Origin of the sequence: Flavobacterium sp. (assembly GCF_039930565.1) — a bacterium.
Taxonomy (GTDB): Bacteria; Bacteroidota; Bacteroidia; order Flavobacteriales; family Flavobacteriaceae; genus Flavobacterium.
This window is the reverse complement of sequence record NZ_JBDTTP010000019.1, coordinates 1-21,457: the sequence shown is the minus strand read 5'-3', so window position 1 is coordinate 21,457 and position 21,457 is coordinate 1. Positions and strand designations below refer to the sequence as shown.

The 21,457-nt window shown below is 31.7% G+C and carries 28 protein-coding genes; 9 read left to right on the top strand and 19 right to left on the bottom strand.

Translation table 11 applies throughout. From position 1 onward, the window contains the following. The first annotated feature begins 113 nt into the window (after window positions 1-113). The 3 genes from ABI657_RS07005 (at window position 114) to ABI657_RS06995 (ending at window position 1,737) form a co-directional block, all read left to right on the top strand. Entirely contained in the window at window positions 114-479 is a 366-nt protein-coding gene (locus tag ABI657_RS07005) for an STAS/SEC14 domain-containing protein (RefSeq protein ID WP_348096529.1), read from the top strand. A 53-nt stretch (window positions 480-532) separates the two neighbouring features. Continuing rightward, on the top strand, window positions 533-1,306 hold the full coding sequence (locus tag ABI657_RS07000; protein WP_348096528.1) for a Ku protein: 774 nt from the start codon (window positions 533-535) through the stop codon (window positions 1,304-1,306). Between the two features lie 62 nt (window positions 1,307-1,368). Beyond that, window positions 1,369-1,737: a hypothetical protein gene (locus tag ABI657_RS06995; protein ID WP_348096527.1), complete on the top strand. Its 369-nt coding sequence runs from the start codon at window positions 1,369-1,371 to the stop codon at window positions 1,735-1,737. 29 nt (window positions 1,738-1,766) lie between these two features. Here the strand turns inward: ABI657_RS06995 and ligD are convergent, their stop codons facing one another. The 3 genes from ligD to ABI657_RS06980 form a co-directional block, all read right to left on the bottom strand. Then, window positions 1,767-4,349: a DNA ligase D gene (gene ligD, locus ABI657_RS06990; protein ID WP_348096526.1), complete on the bottom strand. Its 2,583-nt coding sequence runs from the start codon at window positions 4,347-4,349 to the stop codon at window positions 1,767-1,769. Between the two features lie 130 nt (window positions 4,350-4,479). Further along, on the bottom strand, window positions 4,480-4,770 hold the full coding sequence (locus ABI657_RS06985) for a PrgI family protein (protein ID WP_348096525.1): 291 nt from the start codon (window positions 4,768-4,770) through the stop codon (window positions 4,480-4,482). Window positions 4,771-4,822: 52 nt separating this feature from the next. Beyond that, a complete protein-coding gene (locus ABI657_RS06980; RefSeq protein ID WP_348096524.1) occupies window positions 4,823-5,008 on the bottom strand; it encodes a hypothetical protein in 186 nt (61 codons plus the stop codon). 243 nt (window positions 5,009-5,251) lie between these two features. Between ABI657_RS06980 and ABI657_RS06975 the strand changes: the two genes are divergently transcribed. Then, entirely contained in the window at window positions 5,252-5,707 is a 456-nt protein-coding gene (locus tag ABI657_RS06975; protein ID WP_348096523.1) for a response regulator, read from the top strand. A 109-nt stretch (window positions 5,708-5,816) separates the two neighbouring features. On the opposite strand, the gene ABI657_RS06970 is transcribed toward ABI657_RS06975, so the two are convergent. The 11 genes from ABI657_RS06970 to ABI657_RS06920 form a co-directional block, all read right to left on the bottom strand. Further along, window positions 5,817-6,203 carry a hypothetical protein gene (locus ABI657_RS06970; protein WP_348096522.1) on the bottom strand — a complete coding sequence of 129 codons (387 nt, stop codon included), beginning with the start codon at window positions 6,201-6,203 and terminating at the stop codon, window positions 5,817-5,819. Between the two features lie 240 nt (window positions 6,204-6,443). Beyond that, on the bottom strand, window positions 6,444-7,442 hold the full coding sequence (locus ABI657_RS06965; RefSeq protein ID WP_348096521.1) for a PAS domain S-box protein: 999 nt from the start codon (window positions 7,440-7,442) through the stop codon (window positions 6,444-6,446). 299 nt (window positions 7,443-7,741) lie between these two features. Continuing rightward, a complete protein-coding gene (locus ABI657_RS06960) occupies window positions 7,742-8,332 on the bottom strand; it encodes a hypothetical protein (RefSeq protein WP_348096520.1) in 591 nt (196 codons plus the stop codon). Between the two features lie 244 nt (window positions 8,333-8,576). Continuing rightward, on the bottom strand, window positions 8,577-8,903 hold the full coding sequence (locus ABI657_RS06955) for a hypothetical protein (RefSeq protein WP_348096519.1): 327 nt from the start codon (window positions 8,901-8,903) through the stop codon (window positions 8,577-8,579). Window positions 8,904-9,019: 116 nt separating this feature from the next. Then, on the bottom strand, window positions 9,020-9,538 hold the full coding sequence (locus ABI657_RS06950) for a 4'-phosphopantetheinyl transferase superfamily protein (RefSeq protein WP_348096518.1): 519 nt from the start codon (window positions 9,536-9,538) through the stop codon (window positions 9,020-9,022). After that, a complete protein-coding gene (locus ABI657_RS06945; RefSeq protein ID WP_348096517.1) occupies window positions 9,535-9,789 on the bottom strand; it encodes a phosphopantetheine-binding protein in 255 nt (84 codons plus the stop codon). The genes ABI657_RS06950 and ABI657_RS06945 overlap by 4 nt, the downstream gene beginning before the upstream one ends. Before the next feature lies 1 nt (window position 9,790). Then, entirely contained in the window at window positions 9,791-11,065 is a 1,275-nt protein-coding gene (locus ABI657_RS06940; protein ID WP_348096516.1) for a beta-ketoacyl-[acyl-carrier-protein] synthase family protein, read from the bottom strand. Beyond that, window positions 11,062-11,499: a 3-hydroxyacyl-ACP dehydratase FabZ family protein gene (locus ABI657_RS06935; protein WP_348096515.1), complete on the bottom strand. Its 438-nt coding sequence runs from the start codon at window positions 11,497-11,499 to the stop codon at window positions 11,062-11,064. Before ABI657_RS06935 ends, ABI657_RS06940 begins: the two co-directional genes overlap by 4 nt. A gap of 39 nt (window positions 11,500-11,538) precedes the next feature. Further along, on the bottom strand, window positions 11,539-12,591 hold the full coding sequence (locus tag ABI657_RS06930; protein WP_348096514.1) for a type III polyketide synthase: 1,053 nt from the start codon (window positions 12,589-12,591) through the stop codon (window positions 11,539-11,541). Next, entirely contained in the window at window positions 12,588-13,301 is a 714-nt protein-coding gene (locus ABI657_RS06925; protein WP_348096513.1) for a methyltransferase domain-containing protein, read from the bottom strand. Before ABI657_RS06925 ends, ABI657_RS06930 begins: the two co-directional genes overlap by 4 nt. Further along, complete coding sequence (locus ABI657_RS06920) at window positions 13,302-14,429, bottom strand: NAD(P)/FAD-dependent oxidoreductase (RefSeq protein ID WP_348096512.1); 1,128 nt, start codon at window positions 14,427-14,429, stop codon at window positions 13,302-13,304. Between the two features lie 203 nt (window positions 14,430-14,632). Between ABI657_RS06920 and ABI657_RS06915 the strand changes: the two genes are divergently transcribed. Both ABI657_RS06915 and ABI657_RS06910 read left to right on the top strand, forming a co-directional pair. Continuing rightward, window positions 14,633-14,893 carry a hypothetical protein gene (locus ABI657_RS06915; protein ID WP_348096511.1) on the top strand — a complete coding sequence of 87 codons (261 nt, stop codon included), beginning with the start codon at window positions 14,633-14,635 and terminating at the stop codon, window positions 14,891-14,893. Next, a complete protein-coding gene (locus tag ABI657_RS06910; RefSeq protein ID WP_348096510.1) occupies window positions 14,877-15,143 on the top strand; it encodes a hypothetical protein in 267 nt (88 codons plus the stop codon). Before ABI657_RS06915 ends, ABI657_RS06910 begins: the two co-directional genes overlap by 17 nt. Before the next feature lie 126 nt (window positions 15,144-15,269). Here the strand turns inward: ABI657_RS06910 and ABI657_RS06905 are convergent, their stop codons facing one another. Next, on the bottom strand, window positions 15,270-16,490 hold the full coding sequence (locus tag ABI657_RS06905) for a DUF763 domain-containing protein (RefSeq protein WP_348096509.1): 1,221 nt from the start codon (window positions 16,488-16,490) through the stop codon (window positions 15,270-15,272). 97 nt (window positions 16,491-16,587) lie between these two features. After that, complete coding sequence (locus tag ABI657_RS06900) at window positions 16,588-16,785, bottom strand: hypothetical protein (RefSeq protein WP_348096508.1); 198 nt, start codon at window positions 16,783-16,785, stop codon at window positions 16,588-16,590. Between the two features lie 245 nt (window positions 16,786-17,030). On the opposite strand from ABI657_RS06900, the gene ABI657_RS06895 reads away from it, so the two are divergent. Then, entirely contained in the window at window positions 17,031-17,183 is a 153-nt protein-coding gene (locus tag ABI657_RS06895) for a hypothetical protein (protein ID WP_348096507.1), read from the top strand. Between the two features lie 13 nt (window positions 17,184-17,196). Then, entirely contained in the window at window positions 17,197-17,706 is a 510-nt protein-coding gene (locus ABI657_RS06890; protein ID WP_348096506.1) for a PRC-barrel domain-containing protein, read from the top strand. Window positions 17,707-18,204: 498 nt separating this feature from the next. Here ABI657_RS06890 and ABI657_RS06885 read toward each other — a convergent pair whose 3' ends face one another. The 3 genes from ABI657_RS06885 to ABI657_RS06875 form a co-directional block, all read right to left on the bottom strand. Then, window positions 18,205-18,594, bottom strand: coding sequence for a nuclear transport factor 2 family protein (locus ABI657_RS06885; RefSeq protein WP_348096505.1), 390 nt, complete (start codon window positions 18,592-18,594; stop codon window positions 18,205-18,207). Window positions 18,595-18,659: 65 nt separating this feature from the next. Further along, the gene (locus ABI657_RS06880; RefSeq protein ID WP_348096504.1) at window positions 18,660-19,499 is read right to left on the bottom strand and encodes an MBL fold metallo-hydrolase; all 840 of its coding nucleotides are present in this window, start codon (window positions 19,497-19,499) and stop codon (window positions 18,660-18,662) included. A 140-nt stretch (window positions 19,500-19,639) separates the two neighbouring features. Then, window positions 19,640-20,221: a Crp/Fnr family transcriptional regulator gene (locus ABI657_RS06875; RefSeq protein ID WP_348096503.1), complete on the bottom strand. Its 582-nt coding sequence runs from the start codon at window positions 20,219-20,221 to the stop codon at window positions 19,640-19,642. 873 nt (window positions 20,222-21,094) lie between these two features. On the opposite strand from ABI657_RS06875, the gene ABI657_RS06870 reads away from it, so the two are divergent. Next, window positions 21,095-21,457, top strand: a 363-nt coding sequence (locus tag ABI657_RS06870; RefSeq protein ID WP_348096502.1) for a hypothetical protein, incomplete at its 3' end; no start/stop codon positions are given.

The window sequence follows — 21,457 nt, the reverse complement described above, 5'->3', positions numbered from 1 at the left end:
CTTTATGATCGCTTTTTTTTATATAGTTATTTTATAACATTGTCATATCATGATATAACCAAACATGGTAATTTGTGTTTTAATTTTGAATGTAAACGAAATAATAAAACACTATGATACACCAAATCGATACATCAGATAATGTTGCAGCTTTTAGAGCATTGGCGGAAGTAACAAAAGAAGATTTTCAAAATGTAGTAGTTCCTGCTGTTGAAAAGCTAGTAAATCAAATTAATGAAATTAACTTTTTATTGGTTTTAGATACAGATATTGAGAATTTTACTGCCGGAGCATGGCTTGAAGATGCGATGTTGGGACTTAAAAATTTAGGAAAATGGAACAGGGCTGCTATAGTTACAGACTCTGAAAACATAATTACTTTTACTAATGGTTTTAGTTACCTTATTCCCGGAGAATTCAAAGGTTTTAAAAAACTTGATTTTAATAAGGCATTGAATTGGGTTGAAGGAAATATTTAAGCAAATTTAATATCCGTCTAATTCATTTTTAAATTTAATTTAAATCCTAAGTTATGAGATCAATATGGACAGGTTCAATCAGTTTTGGATTAATCAACATTCCCATAAAAATATTTTCTGCTGTTCAGGAAAGCAGTCTTGATATGGATATGCTTGATGAAAAAGATCATGCGCATATCAAATTTAAAAGGGTGAACGAAAATACAGGTAAGGAAGTTACATTTGCCAATATTGTAAAAGGCTATAAAGTTGATGATAAATACGTTATTGTTGATGATAAGGATTTTGAAGCTGCAGATGCCATTAAAACAAAAACTATAGATATTCAGAGTTTTGCTTACGAAAAAGAAATTGAAAGTATTTATTATGAACAACCCTATTATCTTGAACCAGATAAAGGAGCTATGAATGCATACGGACTGCTTCGCGATGCTTTAGAAGCTACCGGTAAAGTAGGGGTAACCAGTTTTGTTCTAAGAAATAAGGAAAGTCTTGCCATCTTAAAGCCTTATAAAAATGTCATCCTTTTGAACAGAATTCGATTCGAACAGGAGATTCGGGATACAGAAGAACTTAAAGTTCCGGCAATTTCCAAAAAGAAAACCAAGGAAATGGACATGGCAAACAAATTAATTGAGCAGCTTACAGAGAAGTTTGATATAAGCAGTTATAAAGATGAATATACTGCTAAGCTCCTAAAAATAATTAAGAATAAGGCAAAAGGTAAAAAACCGGCAAAAACTCCTAAACTTGAAGTAGTTCACAAACAAAGTGACGATTTATTAAATATGCTGAAAGCCAGTTTAGAAAAGAAAAAATCTTCTTAGTTCGGTGCTAAATGACAGTTGATTTTTCTTATTTTAGATAATAAATTAAATAATGTTGAAATATGAAAACGACTTTTGAAGGAGGAATTAATATTGCAATCAAGATTCCTAAATCTAAATATGAAAAAACTGTTGAATTTTATAAAAATACACTATCACTCGAGGTTACCGAAAAACCAATTCACAATCCGACAGTTTCAAGAACACATCTTGTAAAATTTGGTTTAAACAATCTTTGGCTAGATTGTGTTGATAACTATAGCCATTCAGAAACCTGGCTGGAAATTAATACAGAAAATGTAGAAGAAGCTACGCAATATTTAAAATCACAAAATGTAAACACCTGTGATGAGCTGGAAGAAATTCCGGAAAATATGCATTGGATTACAGATCCTGCAGGAACTGTTATGATCGTGAAAAGAAAAGAGTAATTCAATTAACGTTATCCATTTTGCAATTATTATATTTTTCCCTTTTCCTCAAACTTTTTCATGATTTTTTTAATATTTGCTCCTTTTTCTAATACTGGTGCCCATAAATCTCCTTTATTCTCGAAACGATTAAGTACATTTTTAATCGTAAATTGTGATGGTTTTAATTTGTTATTTACTTCACTCCATTCTAATGGTGTAGAAACTTGTGCTCCTGGAACGGGCCTTACAGAATAAGGTGCTGCAAGTGTTTGACCTCTTCTGTTTTGTAAATAATCGATATAAATTTTATTATTTCTTTTCTTAATACTTCTTTCTAAAGATGTTGTTTCCGGAAGACGTGCCTGAATTTCCCGGGCAATTAATTCGGCTAAAATTTTTATAGAGTCATAATCGTATTTGGCGCCAAGCGGAATATAAACATGTAATCCTGAAGCACCGGATGTTTTACAATAACATTCTGTTTCCAGTTCGTCCATTACTTCTTTTACAGTTAATGCGGTTTGAACCACTTCTTCAAATTTATCTTTTTTTGAAGGATCAATATCAATTACCATCCAATCCGGGTTCTCAATATGTTTAATTGTAGAATTCCATGGATTAATTTCAATGCAGCCTAAATTTGCCATATAAAGCAATGTTGCCTTATCATTACAAATTAAATAGTCTAAATATTCGTCATTCGATTCTGAATATATCTTTTGTGTTTTTAGCCATGAAGGTATCTTATCCACATCAACATCTTTGTGATAAAAACCTGGAGAATTTATTCCATTAGGAAAACGGTTCATCGATTGTGGACGATCTTTGAGGTAGGGAAGGATGAAATCTGCAACTTCATTATAATATTGCACAACTTCACCTTTTATTATACCGTTTTCAGGAAAATATATTTTATTCTGATTTGTAAGATGTAAGGTGTTTTTGCCTACTTTCATATCAAAATTTTCTTCTGACTTATCCAATTTGATTTCTTCAGTAGTAGTCATAACTTCTTTATTTTTATTTTTTGAGGGTAGAAAAACTTCAGTTGCTTTTTTATCCATTCGCAGGCCTAAGTAAACCGGATGCCTAAGTCGTAAATCTTCCGTCCATTCAGTAAATTTAACCTGGCACACTAATTTTGGCTTAAGCCACTGGATGGTATCTCTGATTATTATCTTTGTATTAACTGGAGATTCACTCACAAAATAAGGCTGAAATTTTGTATATAGCTCCTTCAGGTCCTCTTGGCTAAAACCAGTTCCGCATTTGCCAATATACTGCAGTCTTTTTCCATAATATTGACCCAGCAATAGTGCCCCAAAATACTTACGTGAATTTTTAGGTGTGGTAATACCTATGATGATAGCTTCTTCCTGTTGTGCTATTTTTATTTTAAGCCATTCATCACTTCTTCTGCCTACAGTATAGGTACTATCAGCCTTTTTTGCGATAATTCCTTCGCTTTTGTTTTTAATCGCTAATTGATATTGTTTCAAACCATCACCAATTGTATGGTCAGAATAAAAAACATTAGAAAATAAGTATTTGTCCAGTAGTATTTTCAAAAGTTCTTTTCTTTCTGATAAAGGCAAACCTGTAGTTGAAAAACCATCTAGGTTTAAGATATCAAAAACATAATATTTTAAATTTCCATTCCCGGTTTTTATATAATTCTGAAGAAGTTGAAAATTGGCATTTCCTGAATTATTTTCTACAACAACCTCACCATCTAAAATTGCCGGATGCTTTATTTTCTTTAACTCTTTTTGTATAGATTCAAAGTTTTTATCAAAAGAAAGTTCATTTCTGCTAAATAAATGCACTTCATCAGAATTAATAACACTAACAGCTCTGTAACCATCATATTTATTCTCAAAAATCCAATCCGGATCATCAAAAGGATGCTCAATAAGAGTGGCCAACATGGGTTTTAAAAATGAAGTGGTCTCATTTTTACTGGATTTTAATTTGGATTTTTTTTTTGCGGTTTTGGCTTCTTCAATAGTTTCCGAAGTTTCAATTAAAGTGTCATTTTCCTTAGTTTTATTTTCTGATTTTTTTTCTTCGAATGATTCTAATGTTTTATTCGTAATGACCGACTTGTTTTTTTTCAAAATATCTTCATTTGAAGCATATTTATCATTTTTTTTAATCAACAGCCAGGCATTTTCCTGCTTACCCTTTAATTTAACCAAAGAAAACTCTCCCTTAAGTTTTTTCCCTTTTAAGATAAAACTCAAACGTCCCTTATTTAAGTCGGATTGTAATGTGCTTCCCGCAGTATCAGTGTTTTCTCCAGCAGCACTATATGTTCCGTTATCCCAAACGATAACATTTCCGGCGCCATAATTTCCTTCCGGAATAGAACCCTCAAAATCTTTGTAATCATAAGGATGATCTTCTACCATCATCGCGAGACGTTTTACCTCTGCATCAAGAGATGGACCTTTTGGTATAGCCCAGCTTTTTAAAACACCATCTAGTTCCAGTCTAAAATCGTAATGTAAGTGAGAAGCAGCGTGTTTTTGAACCACAAATATGAGGTTCTTTTCTGATTTGCCAATCTTGCCTTTAGGTTCTTCAGTTTGTTTAAAATTACGCTTTTGATTGTATTTTGAAAGTGACATAAACAAAGTATTTATGATCCATGTACAGATAGTTTATTAAGAATAAAATGATGTACTTCCAATATTTTAATTGTTTTATCAACATGGTAGTTGTAAAACAGGATTAAAATTCGGAAGTACAAAATTTAGTTTAGGCATTTCCAGGCTGGAAATCTGATTGAAAATTAGAATCTTCTGTCATTTTAGAATATTTTGATGCTCCAACTTTTTTATAGATAGCAGATGCTAATAATGGTAAGGCAATGCTTCCAATTAAGGCAGCCGTTTTTGTATGACCTGCTTTTTTTAATATAGCTCCTGCAATCAAAGTCCCAACTCCTGCAACAATCAATTGTTTGGCTGAAATACCAGAAACTTTTTGTTCTATTTCTTCAGGAATAATTCCGTGAAGTAAAGGATTTATGAAATTTAAATTTTCCATGGTTTCAATTTTTAATTTAATTTGAATTTTATACTATTTAGTGTATCTAAATTTATTTTTTATCTTCTTCAGATTCTTTTTTCTTGTCTTTAGAAATGCGGTTTGGACTATCATCTATAAATTCTTCTACAGTCTGAGCACTTTTATTTTCAGAATTCATTTTTGATTTATGAAGATTTTCTACCATTTCTTTTTCCGGACAATTTTCGTTATCCGGATCATAATTCTTTTCGGCCATAATTATAATTCTTAGAAATTAATACAGTCAAAGTTAACAGTATACCGTGCTTTCTTTTTATACAATTAAACTCTGTACTTATATAATTCTCAGTGTAAACAAATTCACTGAAAATTATATAACCGTTTTTATTTATTTTATAAAACAAATCCACTTTATAATATTGAAATTTGTATTATAAAATATTATAATTATTAGTATTTTAAGAAATATCGATATAATTGTAATGAAATACTGTTAATTATGGATAAAAAAGGACCAATAATCATAATAGAAAATAATCAGGGAGACAACAAAATATTTAAGGAAATTTTTTTAGAATTAGGGTTTTCCAATCAAATCCTTTATTTTAATTCCGGCGATGATGTTTATAATCATGTAAAGGAAAATAACATTAAACCTTTTATTATCTTTTTAGATATCGTTCAGTTAAATATGAATACAGAGAAACCAAGTAAGGTAAGTTACAAAAGTTTAGATAAGATATTTAATTGTCCTTGTTTGTTTTTTACCACTTTTTTTGAACAATGCTTTGTCATAGACGCCTATTCAGAGCCTATACAGAGTTATTTTGTAAAGCCTTATAACTATAATAAATTTAAAAATATTATCAATACTATTATAGAATATTGGCAGCAAACAAAATCAATAAAAACATACAATCAAAAACAGGATTCAGAAAAAGAATTCGAAAAGTAAATCATTTCAACTTCAACTATAAAAACTTCGTAAATATTAAATTACGAAGTTTTTTGCAATATGATAAAACGTTGAATTATAAAACATTATAATTAATACTATAAAGTTATTAATCCATTTTTTCTTCACTTTCTATTTTTTTAATTTCTACTTTTTCTTTTTTGATAGCTTGCCTTAACAAACCAAATAAGCTCATATAAACATTTGCTGTAAAAACCAAAGAAAAACCGGCTATTAAAAAGCCTCGCCAGTCAGTTAGTAAAAGCTTATAATCACAAAGGATAATAAAAAAAATAGTAATGTAATGGCTAAAACAATATTCACACGTGAATAGATAAAATAGTTTTCTTGTTAGTAAGGTCTTTGCACTTGCAGAACATTTGACACACCATTCCCTGGGCTCCTTAAATATTTCTTCATGTGTGACTGTCCAGCTGATGCAAGCAATTGGTATTGCTAAAATGAAGAGCCATACAATTTGTGTATTGATAGTCATAATACAAATTTAGTCATGGTTATTTTTTTAATAAATGTTAGGATTGCATAATTATTAATAATGATATCGAATATATTTTATAATTATAAATAAAAAACTAAATTCAATAAAATAATCATCAATTTAATATTACTCAATTAGAAATTAAATTACTAACAGATAAATGATTAGTATTACATAATTTATTTTTCCTTTTATATAATTTATTTTAAGTATTTATGAGCGTATACCTATTACTGATTATTTAGTAAGAGAATAATAACTGCTTTTTTTTACAACCTCTGTAATTTTTTCATCAAGCTGACTGCAGGAAGTAAAAAGATGATCCAGTAACTCCCCACTTTCCGGTGAATTAAGATCCATTTCTTTTACAAGATTTAATATTCCCAACATATTGGCGAGTGGTGCCCTTATAATATGTGAATGTGCAAAAGCTATTTCTTGTAACTTAGAGTTCTGACTTTCAATTGCCTGTATGTAATTTAGGCTCTCCGTAATATCATTAGCCAGTACAAGTTCATATTTTAACTTATCAATATAAATTATGTTACTTACAATTTCTACATAAATTATAGAACCATCTTTTTTTTTATGCCGGTAAATTCCATTTGAAAATAAGGTTTTATGTTTTCGGACCAAGTCTACGGCTTCTTCCAATTTTATAACATCTTCCGGAGGTCTAATATCCTTTATTGTCATATTCATAAATTCGTCTCTGCTAAAACCATATTTTCGTATTGCTGCATCATTGACCCTTAAAAATTTTAGAAATTCTAAATCATAAATCCACATCGGAAGTGGATTCATTTGAAAAAGGGTATGATATTGCCTTTGTAAAACTTTGTGTTTAATATAGTGATTATTTTTTTCAAGCATATACACAATGCTTTTAAACAATAGGAGAGAGTTTAATTCACTTTTTGATAAGTGTTCAAATGCATTGTTTTTTTGATAGGTTATTTTTGTAGAAATATCATGAATTGTAAGTGAATCAGAAATGAGAATTACAGGAATTTTAATTATTCCATCCATCATAATATTTAAATCTAAATTTTCTGTAACTAAGATTATTATATTAAACTTTAAGGAACGTAATTTCTCTTCGCTAATTTCTAAATTTTCAATTATAGTAATAGTGGGAGAAACAATCCTGTCATGGAGGAGTTGGGCAATTTCTTCAATCTCATGAATTTTATCTCCAACTATAAGTATATGATGTTCAAAAGATTGTTTTGACATAGCTATATTTTTAAAATTCAATGTTAAAAAAAATGTTTTCTAAGTCGAAAAGTAATGTAACTAAAATAAAATAATATTTATTGAATTAAAATAATTTTGAAATATATTTATAGTTTCAGTGCATTTAATTAAAAATCGAAATTCTATAGAATTGGCATTATAGTATTGAATAAAATACTTGTTTAAAATTTAAAATGATTTCACCTCAATCATTGCTTTTGTGAATTCAGTTGACTGTAATTCTTTTATTTTTTCAATTGACTGATTGATTTTTAAAACTTTAAACCTTGCCTTATAAATTATTCTTTGTATAATATAAGTGTGGCTTTATAACCTGTACCTACATTCCATTGACTTGACTCTATTACGGCTCCATTGTCATCATAAACCTCAAATTCTGCGGTGTTAGGTGATGCAAAACCCTCATTCAAAGCTTCAAAATCAATTTTATTAATGCCTTTTATTAGATTTATTTTAAATCCCTGAAATTCGCTATCCAAAATAACTTCCGGTTTAATAACCTTATCATTCAAATAGACTTTTATCTTATCACCATCTATAGAAGCAGCATCACGATAACGAATAGTAGAGATAAATGTTTTAGTCCTGAAGCCTCCTAAATATTGGTTTCTCCTATGAAAAACACCCTGAGTATTCGACTCTTTTTTATATATTTTAGTATCGTTAAAAAGTTCCTTAGGATCTATAATTAAAGTATCAGGTTTTTCAAGAACATCAAAGGGATCAGATTTAGTATTACTTTCTTTAGGAGGAACACCGTCATTGATTTTCTGATTTTTAGTAGGAATCGATCTATACTCTAATTCCTGTTGGGCATAGCTGTGTGTATAAAAACCAATCATAATCATTAAACAAAATATACTTTTCATAATTATAAAAACAGATAAATTATTAAACACATACTATTAAAGTACATAACATTTAGTTAAGGCTGTTTATTGTGCATAAAATATTTAATAGTAAGAAAGGAGAAACATGACGAGAAAAAATCAAATATTAATGATAAAAAATCCCATTTCTTAAATTAAAAAATAGGATTGATGGATGCTTTTTTCTAATTTTCAGCTTCTGTCATTATTGACGTCATTCTGTTCATCATCGTTTGTAATATTATTATCTGTTTTTTTTTTCATTTTTAATAATGTCATCTGATTGAAAATTTTTGTCTTTTTCAAAATCATTTGCCGGATGTTTGAGATCTTCAATAAATTCTTCCTGATATTGGTAAGGATCCTCGTCTTTAGCGTAATTATCAGTATCTACAACAGTATTTTGTTCTATATAATCCGGATCGCTTTCTCCAAATTCTGTTTTTTGTTCTTTATTAAGTTCCTGCTTAAATATGTCATCTGCCTGAATGTTACTTCCATCAACAAGAGTGTTTTGATCAATAAAATCGGGATCAGTTTGTCCATATTCGTGGTTGTTTTGCTTTTCCATGACTTTTTATTTTAAAGTTGTATTTAACAAATTTATCATACAACACGTTTAAAACTATTACAGAAAAATAAATTATAGTTGTATAATTAATAGTTGAAATAAATAAACTGAATGAATTACTTTAATTTACTCGCTTTTAATATAGTAACTACTTTCTCAAAACGGCCATGGTGACTTATAGAGACATCATGAAGTTTATCCGGCAGCATTTGTAAATAGGGGATACCATATTCATCTTTTTTAATGTTTTTGTTTTCGATTTCAACAGCATTATTTAAATCACCCGGCGTATTAGTGGCAATGGTATGTATGTAATCGTTATCCAGATATGATTTGGTGTAATATCGATTTTCGTTACAATTTACTTGTCCGTGAATAGAATTGTTATTCAGAAAGCTAATATTGCTACAAACCAGATTTTTAGGAATATAGGCTCTGATTTTGGTCTCCCTGTTATAGATTTTATAGACAGCTTCCTTCATACTCCAAAGCAGCCAAACCATTATTTCAGGATCTGAATGGTGGTTTATAAGCAATTGCTCCTGATTTGTAAACAGCTTTTCTAAAAAACCTTTGCGCTGCCAATTGCTCTCGTGACGTGTTTGCCATAAGTCTACCACGTCATTACCGATCATTTTGCTGCGAGTTTGGTTTCGATAATTTCTACAGCGGTTTTAACGTCGAGCATTCTTTCCATATCTGTATTGTCAATTACAACATCAAAATTTTCTTCAATATCTAAAACAATATCGACAAGATTGGCTGAATTAATACCGAGGTCGTTAATAAAATCGGTATTTTCTGTTAGGTTATCATAAGCGTCAGTATTAGCCGTGTAGGGTTTTATAATAACTTTTAATTTTTCGATTAGTTCTTCTTTATTCATTTTAATTTTTATATTTTTTAATGATTATACAGGCATTTACATCACCAAAACCAAAACTGGCTTTTGCAATAATATTAATATCTTTCTGAATTGTTTTTAAAGGTATTTTTGACACATCAATAAGTGCCGTAATTTCGGGATGAACGTCTTCACAATTAGTATTTCCAAATACAAAACCTTCGTGAAGCTGTAATACCGAAGCAACACTTTCGATACTTCCGGCGGCACTGAGGCAATGTCCCGTCATGCTTTTTAGGGAATTAATAAATGGAAAATCTTTTCCGTTCCTGTTTAAGGCTTTTGTCCAGTTTTCGATTTCGAGACTGTCTTTTGTAGTAGCCGTAAGGTGACCGTTTATTGCATCAATAGCTGACGAGGTAATACCTGAATTGCGAATTGCATCTGTAATACATCTTTGTACCGCAATGCTGTTGGGTGCAGTCATACTTCCATTACCTCTTTGCCCGCCAGAGTTTACATTTCCGCCTAGAATTTCAGCATAAATAGTGGCACCGCGTTCTAAAGCGGTATCAAGATCTTCCAGAACCAAAGCTCCTGCACCGCTTCCGGGTACAAAACCTGCGGCTGTGGCGCTCATGGGCCTTGAACCCTGTCCCGGATTGTTGTTGTATCTGGAACTGCAAACGCGCAAGGCATCAAATCCTCCCCAAATGTAAGGCCCACTGTCTCCGGTACTTCCGGCCAAAATACGTTTTGCCTGTCCTGATTTTATTCGGTCGTATGCCATAATAAGAGCTTCGGTACCTGTGGAACAGGCAGATGAATTTGTAGTGACCTGATTTCCGAGTCCAAGTTTACCACCAAGATAGGCGCTTATACCGCTGTTCATGGTTTGTGCTACGACCGTACTCCCTAATTTTCTGGTTTGCAGTTCGTCAATTTTATAAATGCTTTCGCGGAATTTATCTATTCCAGATGTTCCGGAACCAAAAATAGCGCCACTGTGCCAATCCGGTTCTTTGTTAATTTCGATAGGCAATCCGGCATTTTTCCAGGCTTCAATACCCGCCATCACGCCGTATAAAATTCCCGTGCTATTGAATCCACGCAGTTCCAGATCTGTAAAATACTGTGATTTGAGCTCGGCTGTAATTTCTGGTTTACCGGCTATCTGACATGAAAACTGAAGTTCCTGCAATTGTTTATCATGTCTTATACCTGATAATCCGTTTTTTATCGCATTAGTAAACGCAGGAATTCCAACCCCGTTTGGAGCAGTTACCCCAAGACCTGTTATTACAACGCGCTTGTTCATAATTTTGCTGTTATCATTCCTGCTAATATGCCCTTACATACTTCTTGTCCAGCTTCGTTTTTCATTACTACATTACATTTTAATTTTCCAAACCTGAAAAATAATTTTTGAGAGTTTACTGTTACTTTTTCATTTGGATACACTGGTTTTAAAAACTGCATATCTGCAGATGTAAATGCCACAACAGATTCGTTTGTAAATTTGTCATCCAATAAATAAATTCCCAGGCACACCATACCAATTTGCGCCATAGTTTCAGTTAAAATCACACCCGGAGTTACAGGATTGCCTTTAAAATGGCCTTTGTAAAAATCAAGGTCTTTTTTGAAAGTATAAGTACCACTAATACCTTCTTCATTAACATGCAGTAATTCATCTACAAATAAAAAGGGTTGGGTATAGGGTAACTTTCCTATGATATCGTTGATATTCATTGTTTGTTTATTTGTTTGTTTTTGTTTTCGTGATTACCATTACCATTGCAACAAAACTCTTTGTGCCGAAAATCCGGGACCAAAGCTCAGCATAAGTCCTTTCTCTCCGGATTTTGGCTGATTGTCCATAATTCGTTCTAAAACATAAAGTACAGTGGCACTAGACATGTTTCCATACAGTTTGAGTACTTCTTTGGTATCATTAATATTTTTACCCAAACCTGCAAAAAGCGCTTCAACTGTATTGACAATTTTTTTACCTCCAGGATGAAATATCATGTAATCAATGTCTGCAATTTCAAGATTATTTTGTTTGAGGAAAGGGTGAATAATATTGCCAAAATTTGAAGCAATTGTATCCGGAACTTCAATATCTAATACCATCTGCAAGCCGCCATTAGTAAGTTTGAAACCCATCATGTGTTCGGCATCAAAAAAATGATACATTTCCTCATGAACTATTTCCGGCCCATTATCGCCTTTGTGGGATGATAACAGGCAACACGCTGCTCCATCTCCAAAAATGGCAGCGCTAACAATATTTGGCATTGAAAAATCATCCAGCTGAAATGTTGCAGTAGGTGATTCAACCGCAATTACTGCGGCTCTTTTTCCAGGATTGGCTTTTAGAAAATTTTTGGCATAAATTATTCCCGAAATTCCCGCAGCACAGCCCATTTCTGTAACTGGCAAACGTACAACATCCTGCCTGAGTTTCATTTTATTGATCAGGTATGCATCTAAAGAAGGAATCATAATACCGGTACAGCTTACTGTAATAATATAATCGATACTTTGTGGATCCCAGTTTGCTTTTTTAAGTGCTTTTTGTAATACCTGTTCGCCTAAAATTATCATTTCACGACTGTAAATATCATTTTTTTCTTCAAAAGAAGAAGCTTTAAAAACCTCAAGGGGTTCCATAATTGAATACCGCTTGTCAACTGCTGCTCCTTCAAATATTTTTTTTACCTTTTTTATAAAGCGTTCTTCCTGACCATCGAGCCAAATATCCAAAAGTGGTAGTATTTCTTCTGTAGTACGTGAATATTTTGGTAGCTGCTTGGCTACTGTAATTATTTTAACACTCATATTTTTGTAATTATCCATTGGTAGCGAAAAGCCCATTTCCAATTTATGGTATAGTTTTTTAAATTTATTATTTTAGAGAACTTCTCCAGTTCTTCTTTTTTAAAACCTCTTAAAATTGAGACAAGCCCATCTTCGCGGGACATCTTACTTAAATTAAATATTTTGCAGATCAGTCTAAAAAGTTGGTAAGCCAGCGTACTACGATGCAAATCGTTAACCACAATTCCTAAACTTGCGTTATTATTAAAGGTAGTAATTATATTTAATATTTGCTCGTTTGTAAAATGGTGCAGTGTCAAGGTACATAAAACAATATCATATTCAAGCTGAGCAAATTCATCATTAAAAATGTCCAGGCACAAATACTCAATATTTTGATATTCGTTTGATAATGTCCTGGCGTAATTAACGGTAAATAAGTTAGCATCTATGCCAATAAGTTTGAATTTAAGATTGTTCTTTAATCCATAATCTGCCAGCATACGCAGCATATCGCCGTTTCCGCATCCTACATCAGCAATTATCAGAGTTTGTGAGGTATTGACTTTTTTTATTATTGTCTTTATTCCGTTTAATGTTACTTTATTACCCCCAAGTAATTGGTTTATGCGTGCAATTTGATCAAGCGCAGTCCGTAATTCCCTTCCCTGAAGTGAAAAGTCGTCCATTATTTCTGCTTCCTGTGTTCTGTATTTTGTATTTATTGACATTTAGTTAACAGCTATAGGTTTTCCGTGCGTTTGTTTAATTACTTTCGATAATAATGTTGGCATTGTTGCTACTATTAAAACAAACACGTTAGTAATTGTTTTGTTAATTAAAATTTTTGCCAATATTCTTCCCATTAAAAGTCTCTTTCCAAAATGTTTTTTCCATTGTCTGGTGTAGGCTTCTTCTAATGAGTTACGCAACCCAATTTTACCCGATTGATATTCTAATACTAATTCTGATGCTATTTTGGCACTGTGTATCGCCATTGACATTCCGTTTCCACACATCGGATGAATAAGGCCTGCAGCATCTCCAATCATCAAAATGTGCTTTTCTACAGGTTTTTTTTTATCAAAAGATATTTGGCTGATGGTAAGTGGTTTTTCGAATAAAAGGCGCCCGTTTTCAAATACCGATTCAAGCTGTTTGTTTTTGTAGAGCACATTTTTTTGATACTCTTCTATATTCTTATATTTTTTGAAAGTTGTGTAATCAGCTAGATAACAAATGTTTACAATATTGTTTTCAACTTTTGAAACGCCACAATAACCACCATTAAAATTATGAAGCGCTACCACATCGTCTGGAATGTCAACTAAATAATGCGCTTTGACTGCTAACCAGGGTGATTTATTATGAATAAAACCGCGGGACAAAAACTGATCAATATTAGAGCGTTTTCCAAATGCCCCTAAAACCAGTTTTGATATTATCAATTGATCTGATGTAGTTACTGAAAATTCATCATTTTCAAAAGAAACGGCAGTCACGGTTTCTTTTACTACAGAACAGCCGTTTGATATAACTTTTTGGTATAAAATATCATCCAGTGTATATCGGCTAATGCCAAAACCTCCCAAAGGAAGTTTTGTTCTGGCAATGCGGCCATTCTGTGTGGTAAATTCAAACGAAGAAATCTGTTGTGGATTAAATTTTCCGATATCAATATCTAGCCAATTGAGGTAAGGTAAAATTTCGTTGGATATATATTCTCCACATACTTTATGACGTGGAAATTCGGATTTTTCGATTAACGTCACTTTTAATCCTTTTTTTGACAGATGTATCGCTCCTGTCAAACCCGCAAGACCGCCACCAATAATTACTACATCCGGATTTGTTTTCATATACACAATTTACCAAAAAAATCTTATATAAACTAGCGCTATCGTATTATAAAATTGTATTTTATTTTTAGATTTAAATAATTTTAAGTTGATATTTATCTGATAATGTGCAAGATAAATATTGTAATTTTTGATTTAAATTCTGTAAAATGTCCTTGTCAGGTTAGTTTAATTTTCAAAAATTAATTTTAAATAGAAATATTATGTTATTTGACAACGAAAAAACAGAAGGTGCAACCGCGAAGGCAATTGAAGAACAAACAGCAAAATTACCATCAGATTTATTTTTGTATGCCTCTTTGGCTGCTATGGGAACCTCATTAACGCTTAAATGCATGGGGAAATCTCATAATGCATTATTTGTAGGGCAATGGGCGGCTCCATTTTTATTGCTGGGAATTTATAACAAGCTTGTCAAGCTTGAAGGTCATGATGCTAAGGATAAAAATGAAAATCATTATTAGTATGGAAAATCAAGGAAAAAGTTCAGAAGAACAGAACTTAAGCAGCGATTCCGGATTTGATTCAAGAAATCAATACAGCGGATCGGGTAATTTTAGTCCGGACGAAAAGGAAGGACCTTACAAGGAAGAAGAAGAAGGAGAATTATCTGACGGTGGAAATACTATAGAAACAGATTTCCCAAATGAATTAGAACAAGATGATTCAGGTCATTCTAAATCGGATATAGATCCTAAATTTCAGGGTAAATAAAAAATTCATTTAATATAAAGCTGCCATTTGTTTTGGCAGCTTATATATTAAATTAAAGGATTTGATATATCAAACTCAATTTTAAATTATTTTGAACTTTATAATTAAAAATATTATAGCTATAGTTTAAAATAATTCTAGTTGATTATTTGGATTTGAAGGTTTGTTATTGGGTGGTTTAGAATCTCCAAAAATTGTTTTTCCACCATATTTGTAGGACTCACCACGCTCTCTTTGAACCAAGGAATCGAAATTAGAATTAGGCGTAAAACTTTCCTCAGCTTTTCTTGAGATCTCTGATAATTTTTGAATAGCTTGTATTTTATCACTATTTCCGATTTTAGCACGGTTGATTGCTCTTTGTAAAGTATCAATTGTCTCATCATAAATTTTTACCGGAACAGGAAATGGATGGCCGTCTTTTCCTCCGTGAGCAAATGAAAACCTCGCAGGATCCTCAAATCGGGTAGGAGTACCGTAAATTATTTCGCTAACTAATGCTAATGACTGCAAAGCCCTTGGCCCCATCCCTTTTAAAAGCAAAAGTTCTTCAAAATCTTCCGGCCTATTTTCATGAGTTGTCCATAGCATTGCACCGAGTCTTTTCATATTAACATCTTCCATTCTGACATCATGATGTGCAGGCATAGAAAGATATTGCATTTCCCTCATGATTTTTATCGGAGATTCTTTTGATAATTCTAAGATCCCTTGTCTGGATTTTGTTGCGCCTTGAGCGGTAAGATTTAAAATAGTGCCCTGATTTTCACCATATATAAAAGTATGAGGCTCATTTACAAAAGACTTCAAATCAGGAGAATGCCAATGATATCTTCTTGCTGTTTTTGAGTTTGGATTCATACCCTGCTGTATAACAGTCCATTGTCCTTTATTGTCAACGATAAAATTGTGTTGGTATAATTGAAACCCATCCTGAATGGCTGTATTATCAACTTTGGCGGTAAGTCTGCTGCAATTTGAAAGATTTATACCGTCAAGACCTGTTTTTTCACCAACAATTAGAAGTTCCTGGGGTGTTAGCATTGAATGTTTACCTTTTCCGCCACAGATATATATGCCTAATTCTTTTGAATGTGGATTAACTGATTTTTTTAATGCTCCAAGCACAGAAGTTGTAATTCCGGATGAGTGCCAGTCCATCCCCATTACTGCACCAAAACTTTGAAACCAAAAAGGATTACTGAGTTTGCTTATCACCTCAGAAGTAGAAAACTCCATTGCAATAGTTTCAACAATTGCCAAACCGAGTTTAGACATGCGCTCTGAAAGCCATAATGGAACATGTCCATAGTGCAAGGGAAGATCTGCTGTACCTGAACGTTTCATTTTTTGGATTTAGATGTAATACAAAAATAAGTAAAATGATACCATAGTGTTCTCTAATTAAACTAAAAACGTCCCAAATATATTTGAGACGCTTGATTCACTTATTTTTTTCTACATTATTTAGTTTATCATCAAACTCAGGCTCTTCGCCTTTAAATTTTTGAGTATCAGAATCATAATTTTCATCATTAGTTAAAACTTCATCATGATCCTTGTATTGATGCTTTCTTGTATCACTTCTTTTATCATTACCTGTCTTATTAATATTTCGCGGATTTTGATTATTTGTTTTCATATCTGTTTTATTTAAGTTTTACTTAAAATTACTCAAATACGGACACTTGTATTTTATAAAATTATATATAAAAGTTATAAAATATCATTAATCAATTTAATTGAAAAAATCTGCTTAATCAAAAATAAATTTTCCAACTGGGAATTGTGTAACATCCTTTTAAAATTAAGTACTTCTTTCTCTTTACTCATTCGTATCTTTAAAAATAGTATTTTAAACTATTTATAATTAAAAAAAAATAAATTATGGCAGAAATTAAAATTGAGAAAAAAAAACCTATATGGCCATGGATTGTAGCTGTGCTGATAATAGGAGCACTTATATACTACATCTTTGTAAATGATCAAGCTACCACTGAAAACAACGTAGAAATCGAAAACACGACAAGTGCACAATAATATTTTAAAAATTATGGAAAATAAAGACAAAAACTTATATAGACTGGATGAACTATCTGATTATAAAATTGCTTCCAATTATTCTGATGTAAGAGGATGGAAGATAGTTGATTCTGAAAACCATACAATCGGCAAAATTGATAATCTTTGGGTCAATAAAGATATGCAACGCGTAGTCTACCTGGATGTGAAACTGGATAAAGGATTACTAGATGACCGAAATGAATTGCATGATAAAATAGCGAATGACAACGGAAAAGAATTTATCTATAAAGAAGGTGACAGCCATATTATCATACCAATTGGATCTGTAAACATAAATAAAGACACCAAAATTGTTATGGCTAACAGTATCGGATATGATACATTTAGAAATACAAGCAGGTACAACACACAGCATAATTTTGACAGGGAGTATGAAAGAAAGGTAATGAAGTCTTATTATCCTGAAAATGATCCTGGTTCTGGTCATGATAGTAATGATGACGAATTTTATAAACGCAGGGAATTTGACAACCACTAATATTACTGATAACATATTTACATCAGAAATAACATTTATAAAATAAAATTAGAAAGATCAAACGTTAATATGTTTGATCTTTTTTTTTATCAAAATGATTAAAAAAAAACATAAAAAAAAGGCATATCGTTAAACATGTCTTAATAGTAGTGACCTCGACTTGACAAATTTGTATAAATTTTATGAATGATTTAAAGAAACTGGCTTATTTTTAAGTGAATTTGCAACATAACTATTTAGTTTTTCCTTAGGAGCGGTTTGTATGTATCGTAGGGGTTAAATGTTAAAGAACGTTAAGTATATTGTTTTTTAGTTTTTTAAGACACGTTTTTAAAACTAAAAATAGGGCTTGTTTTGTTTCTTATTTTCTAATTCGGATAAACAATTAAAGCTTGCTCTTCATTTTTGTGTACGGTTTGCATACTGGCTGATATAGGCTATTAATTTTTGTGCATTAGTTTGATAATTCATTAAAACAATTCAATGTAAAAAAGGGCTTTATTTCACAGCATCATTTACAGACTGGCTATCTACAAACTGTTCAAAACTGATAATCTTACTGTCTTTCAATTTCCAAATATGAGCTACTCTGGCGGTGAATGATTTACCTGTAATTTTATAAGTTCCCGTGTAAGTTCCGTAAGCAACCACTTTATCATTGCTGGCAACGTAATCTTCGGGAGTAAATTTGTAATCAATCCATTCACTTCCTAATCGGCTAAAGACATTTTGAGTTACATTTTCTAAACCAATGTAAGTTCCTGCATACGGAAAACCTTTAGCTTCTGTCCACGAAATATCTTCGACAACATATTTAGCCAAATTTCGACCATTTTCTTCCGAAGTTTTTCCTTCGTAAGTGCTTTTAATTATTTCAAGATTTGTCATCGTCTTTTTATTTAAAGAACAGCCTGAAAATACAAAGAGTACTGTCAGGCTGTAAATGATTGATTTTACCATTTCATTTCTCCAGTATTCACTTTTGCACCAATCATTAAGGCAGTTTCAAAAGTAAGTGTTGGATATTTTGTTTTCAAAGCCGTAATTAAAGCTTCTGATGTTTTATTGGTTTTCAAAGCTTCTTCGTAGAATTGAATGTAACTTTTGGTGTGATTTACGGCAGCGATATCAAATGGAGAATTGGAATTAGCATGAGCCGGAATTACAATTTCAGGTTTCAATGCCGAGATTTTATCTAAAACGGCAATCCAGTTTTTACGGGCTTCAGTAGTTTGAGCATCCGCCATCCAAAGATGGAAACTAGTTCCAAAAACATTAATTCCGCCTACAACTGCTTTGATAGAAGGAATCCATACAAAAGTTTTATTTGGAAATTCTTCCAAACCAACGATTTCTAATTTCTGACCTTCCAGTTCAATGCTGTTTCCTTTTAAAACCTGAGGTAAAACAACATTTGATGTAATAGCTTTACCTAATCGTTCGCCCCAAACGTCTAATTTTTTTTGTGCTGTAGCCTTAATTGCTTCTACAGAAGCAGGTGATGCATAAGCAACTACATCCGGGAAATATTTTTTAAATACTTCCAATCCAAAATAGTAATCAGGGTCTGCGTGAGAAACAAAAATGGTGGTTAATTTTTTACCGCTTGCTTTAATCTCCTGCGCTACTTTTTCGGCATCTGCCAAAGTAAATTGCGCGTCAATTAAAACTGCATCTGTTTTTCCCGATACAATTACCGATGCTACGCCAAAACTGTTTTCTGATGCATTGTAAACCTGAAGTTTTAAATCTTTACTTTGAATTGTTTTAAAACTTTGTGCTTGTGATTCCATATTAAATAAAATTAAAATTGTTATAAATACTCTCGAGATAGTGTGTTTCATTTCTTGCGTTGGTTTTAAATTAACACTGCAAAGATGAAACGAAACACGATCTTAAAACATTAAACTAGTTTAATAAATAAAGGAAAATCTTATTTTTTGACAGCAATTTTCTTTCGAATATTACTCAGAAAAACATTGGTAATGCCCAAATAAGCAGCTATTTGTATGTTAGAAAGCCGTTGAACAAGCTGTGGGTATTTTTCTATAAATTCGATATAACGGGATTCTGCTGTTTTGCTAAGGTTATCTATCATTCTTCGTTGAAGGGCAACGTGCGTTTTTTGTGTCATTACCCGAAACAGCTTTTCAATTTTAGGCAAATTAGCGTAGGCAAACTCTTTATCTTTTTTAGAAATTACAAGCACTTCGCTGTCTTCGAGCGCTTCTATGAAAAGTTGTGAAGGGGTTTCAGTAGTAAAACTATCAATATCAGTAATCCACCAATTTTCAATAGCAAAATAGAGTATTTGTTCAAAACCATTTTTATCAATATGATAAACCCGAAAAAGCCCTTTGGTAACAAAACCTTCAAATTTGCAAATCTCGCCTTCTCTGAGTAAAAAGTTTTTTTTTGGGATTAACTTTTGCTCAAATAAATGGCAAAACTCTTCTGTTTCATTTTCTGCAAGAGAAATATGTTTAGCGATATTTTGTTTTAAAAGGGCTTTCATATTACAGTATGTAAAAGTGCTACTAAAGTATTTCTTTACTGTAGCTAAGGTACATAAAAAGTTAAATAAGCTATTGAGTTTGACAAAGGATAATCATATTTTAAATCATTTTGTAAATTGACGGGCTAACTTTTAAATTGCTTAAATTCTTATATTTGATTCTGACAGATGCGACAGAACCATATACAATCCTACCTTTTAGGAGCTCTTCCCGCTATACGTTCCAATCTTTTGTGCTGAACCCCGGCACAAAAGGATTTCACTGCTATCGGGACTAATAGGACAAGGTCATCATTGTTGTTTTTTACTGTGATTCTAAAAAGGAAATGAAAACGAAAAACGAGTTAACTCATTTATTAATATAGGGTTAAATTAAAGAAAAGGCGCCAATTGAAGACAATTGGCGCCTTTTGGCTTTTGGTGACCTCGACTGGACAAATTTCTATAAATTTTATGGATGATTTAAAGAAATTGGCGTATTATATGTAATGTCTGTCTTTCATTGACTTTGTATTTTTGGTTTAGATGTCCTGTTGGGGATTGATGCAAAAAATATAAAACACAATTTATTTATGATATTAAACTAGTAAACAATTCTACAATTATTGCGGAGGATTTGGAAAATTGTTATGCTTAAGGTAGATTTGTCTTTCTACGGCCCTATGAATTACGGTCTGTGATTTAATAGATGTGCTAACGAAAAATGTAGATGAAGTTAAGGGTGTAAAATGCATCCTTATTTGTTTTAAATCTGATGTTTAAAGTGAAAGGCAATTTTAAAAATTCGCCTTAACTTTTTGTATGAAAAAGGTATGAAGTCCAAAAGTACAGTTCCAGTTTCACATACTATAAAAATAATACAATAAAATTTTTATGAGAATAACATTTTTTTTATCCGTTCTTTTTTTATTATTTTCATGCAAGGAAAATGATAGAAAAAATGATTTAGAATTTAGAAAAGAAAATCCAATCACTGCAAAAAAACATTCAGAAGATTTTGATCCATTTTTTAAAATATTTGCAGAAGACAGTATTTATCAAAAAGAAAGGACAAAATTTCCGTTAAAATGTATAACTCCCGATGAGGATGACATGATGGGCGAAAAAATGAAAACGAAATTGATCAATATTTCAAATTTTGGATATATAGATTTCAGTCAGGATTCTTTGGCTATGAAAAGAGAGACTGACAAATTTACTATTGAAAAGAAAGAAAAAAACGGGTATATGATTTAC

Excerpts from the sequence above, each read along its gene's own strand:
- ABI657_RS07005 (WP_348096529.1), top strand. The coding sequence starts at position 114 with ATGATACACCAAATCGATACATCAGATAATGTTGCAGCTTTTAGAGCA.
- ABI657_RS07000 (WP_348096528.1), top strand. The coding sequence starts at position 533 with ATGAGATCAATATGGACAGGTTCAATCAGTTTTGGATTAATCAACATT.
- ABI657_RS06995 (WP_348096527.1), top strand. The coding sequence starts at position 1,369 with ATGAAAACGACTTTTGAAGGAGGAATTAATATTGCAATCAAGATTCCT.
- ligD (WP_348096526.1), bottom strand. The coding sequence starts at position 4,349 with ATGTCACTTTCAAAATACAATCAAAAGCGTAATTTTAAACAAACTGAA.
- ABI657_RS06985 (WP_348096525.1), bottom strand. The coding sequence starts at position 4,770 with ATGGAAAATTTAAATTTCATAAATCCTTTACTTCACGGAATTATTCCT.
- ABI657_RS06980 (WP_348096524.1), bottom strand. The coding sequence starts at position 5,008 with ATGGCCGAAAAGAATTATGATCCGGATAACGAAAATTGTCCGGAAAAA.
- ABI657_RS06975 (WP_348096523.1), top strand. The coding sequence starts at position 5,252 with ATGGATAAAAAAGGACCAATAATCATAATAGAAAATAATCAGGGAGAC.
- ABI657_RS06970 (WP_348096522.1), bottom strand. The coding sequence starts at position 6,203 with ATGACTATCAATACACAAATTGTATGGCTCTTCATTTTAGCAATACCA.
- ABI657_RS06965 (WP_348096521.1), bottom strand. The coding sequence starts at position 7,442 with ATGTCAAAACAATCTTTTGAACATCATATACTTATAGTTGGAGATAAA.
- ABI657_RS06960 (WP_348096520.1), bottom strand. The coding sequence starts at position 8,332 with ATGAAAAGTATATTTTGTTTAATGATTATGATTGGTTTTTATACACAC.
- ABI657_RS06955 (WP_348096519.1), bottom strand. The coding sequence starts at position 8,903 with ATGGAAAAGCAAAACAACCACGAATATGGACAAACTGATCCCGATTTT.
- ABI657_RS06950 (WP_348096518.1), bottom strand. The coding sequence starts at position 9,538 with ATGATCGGTAATGACGTGGTAGACTTATGGCAAACACGTCACGAGAGC.
- ABI657_RS06945 (WP_348096517.1), bottom strand. The coding sequence starts at position 9,789 with ATGAATAAAGAAGAACTAATCGAAAAATTAAAAGTTATTATAAAACCC.
- ABI657_RS06940 (WP_348096516.1), bottom strand. The coding sequence starts at position 11,065 with ATGAACAAGCGCGTTGTAATAACAGGTCTTGGGGTAACTGCTCCAAAC.
- ABI657_RS06935 (WP_348096515.1), bottom strand. The coding sequence starts at position 11,499 with ATGAATATCAACGATATCATAGGAAAGTTACCCTATACCCAACCCTTT.
- ABI657_RS06930 (WP_348096514.1), bottom strand. The coding sequence starts at position 12,591 with ATGAGTGTTAAAATAATTACAGTAGCCAAGCAGCTACCAAAATATTCA.
- ABI657_RS06925 (WP_348096513.1), bottom strand. The coding sequence starts at position 13,301 with ATGTCAATAAATACAAAATACAGAACACAGGAAGCAGAAATAATGGAC.
- ABI657_RS06920 (WP_348096512.1), bottom strand. The coding sequence starts at position 14,429 with ATGAAAACAAATCCGGATGTAGTAATTATTGGTGGCGGTCTTGCGGGT.
- ABI657_RS06915 (WP_348096511.1), top strand. The coding sequence starts at position 14,633 with ATGTTATTTGACAACGAAAAAACAGAAGGTGCAACCGCGAAGGCAATT.
- ABI657_RS06910 (WP_348096510.1), top strand. The coding sequence starts at position 14,877 with ATGAAAATCATTATTAGTATGGAAAATCAAGGAAAAAGTTCAGAAGAA.
- ABI657_RS06905 (WP_348096509.1), bottom strand. The coding sequence starts at position 16,490 with ATGAAACGTTCAGGTACAGCAGATCTTCCCTTGCACTATGGACATGTT.
- ABI657_RS06900 (WP_348096508.1), bottom strand. The coding sequence starts at position 16,785 with ATGAAAACAAATAATCAAAATCCGCGAAATATTAATAAGACAGGTAAT.
- ABI657_RS06895 (WP_348096507.1), top strand. The coding sequence starts at position 17,031 with ATGGCAGAAATTAAAATTGAGAAAAAAAAACCTATATGGCCATGGATT.
- ABI657_RS06890 (WP_348096506.1), top strand. The coding sequence starts at position 17,197 with ATGGAAAATAAAGACAAAAACTTATATAGACTGGATGAACTATCTGAT.
- ABI657_RS06885 (WP_348096505.1), bottom strand. The coding sequence starts at position 18,594 with ATGACAAATCTTGAAATAATTAAAAGCACTTACGAAGGAAAAACTTCG.
- ABI657_RS06880 (WP_348096504.1), bottom strand. The coding sequence starts at position 19,499 with ATGGAATCACAAGCACAAAGTTTTAAAACAATTCAAAGTAAAGATTTA.
- ABI657_RS06875 (WP_348096503.1), bottom strand. The coding sequence starts at position 20,221 with ATGAAAGCCCTTTTAAAACAAAATATCGCTAAACATATTTCTCTTGCA.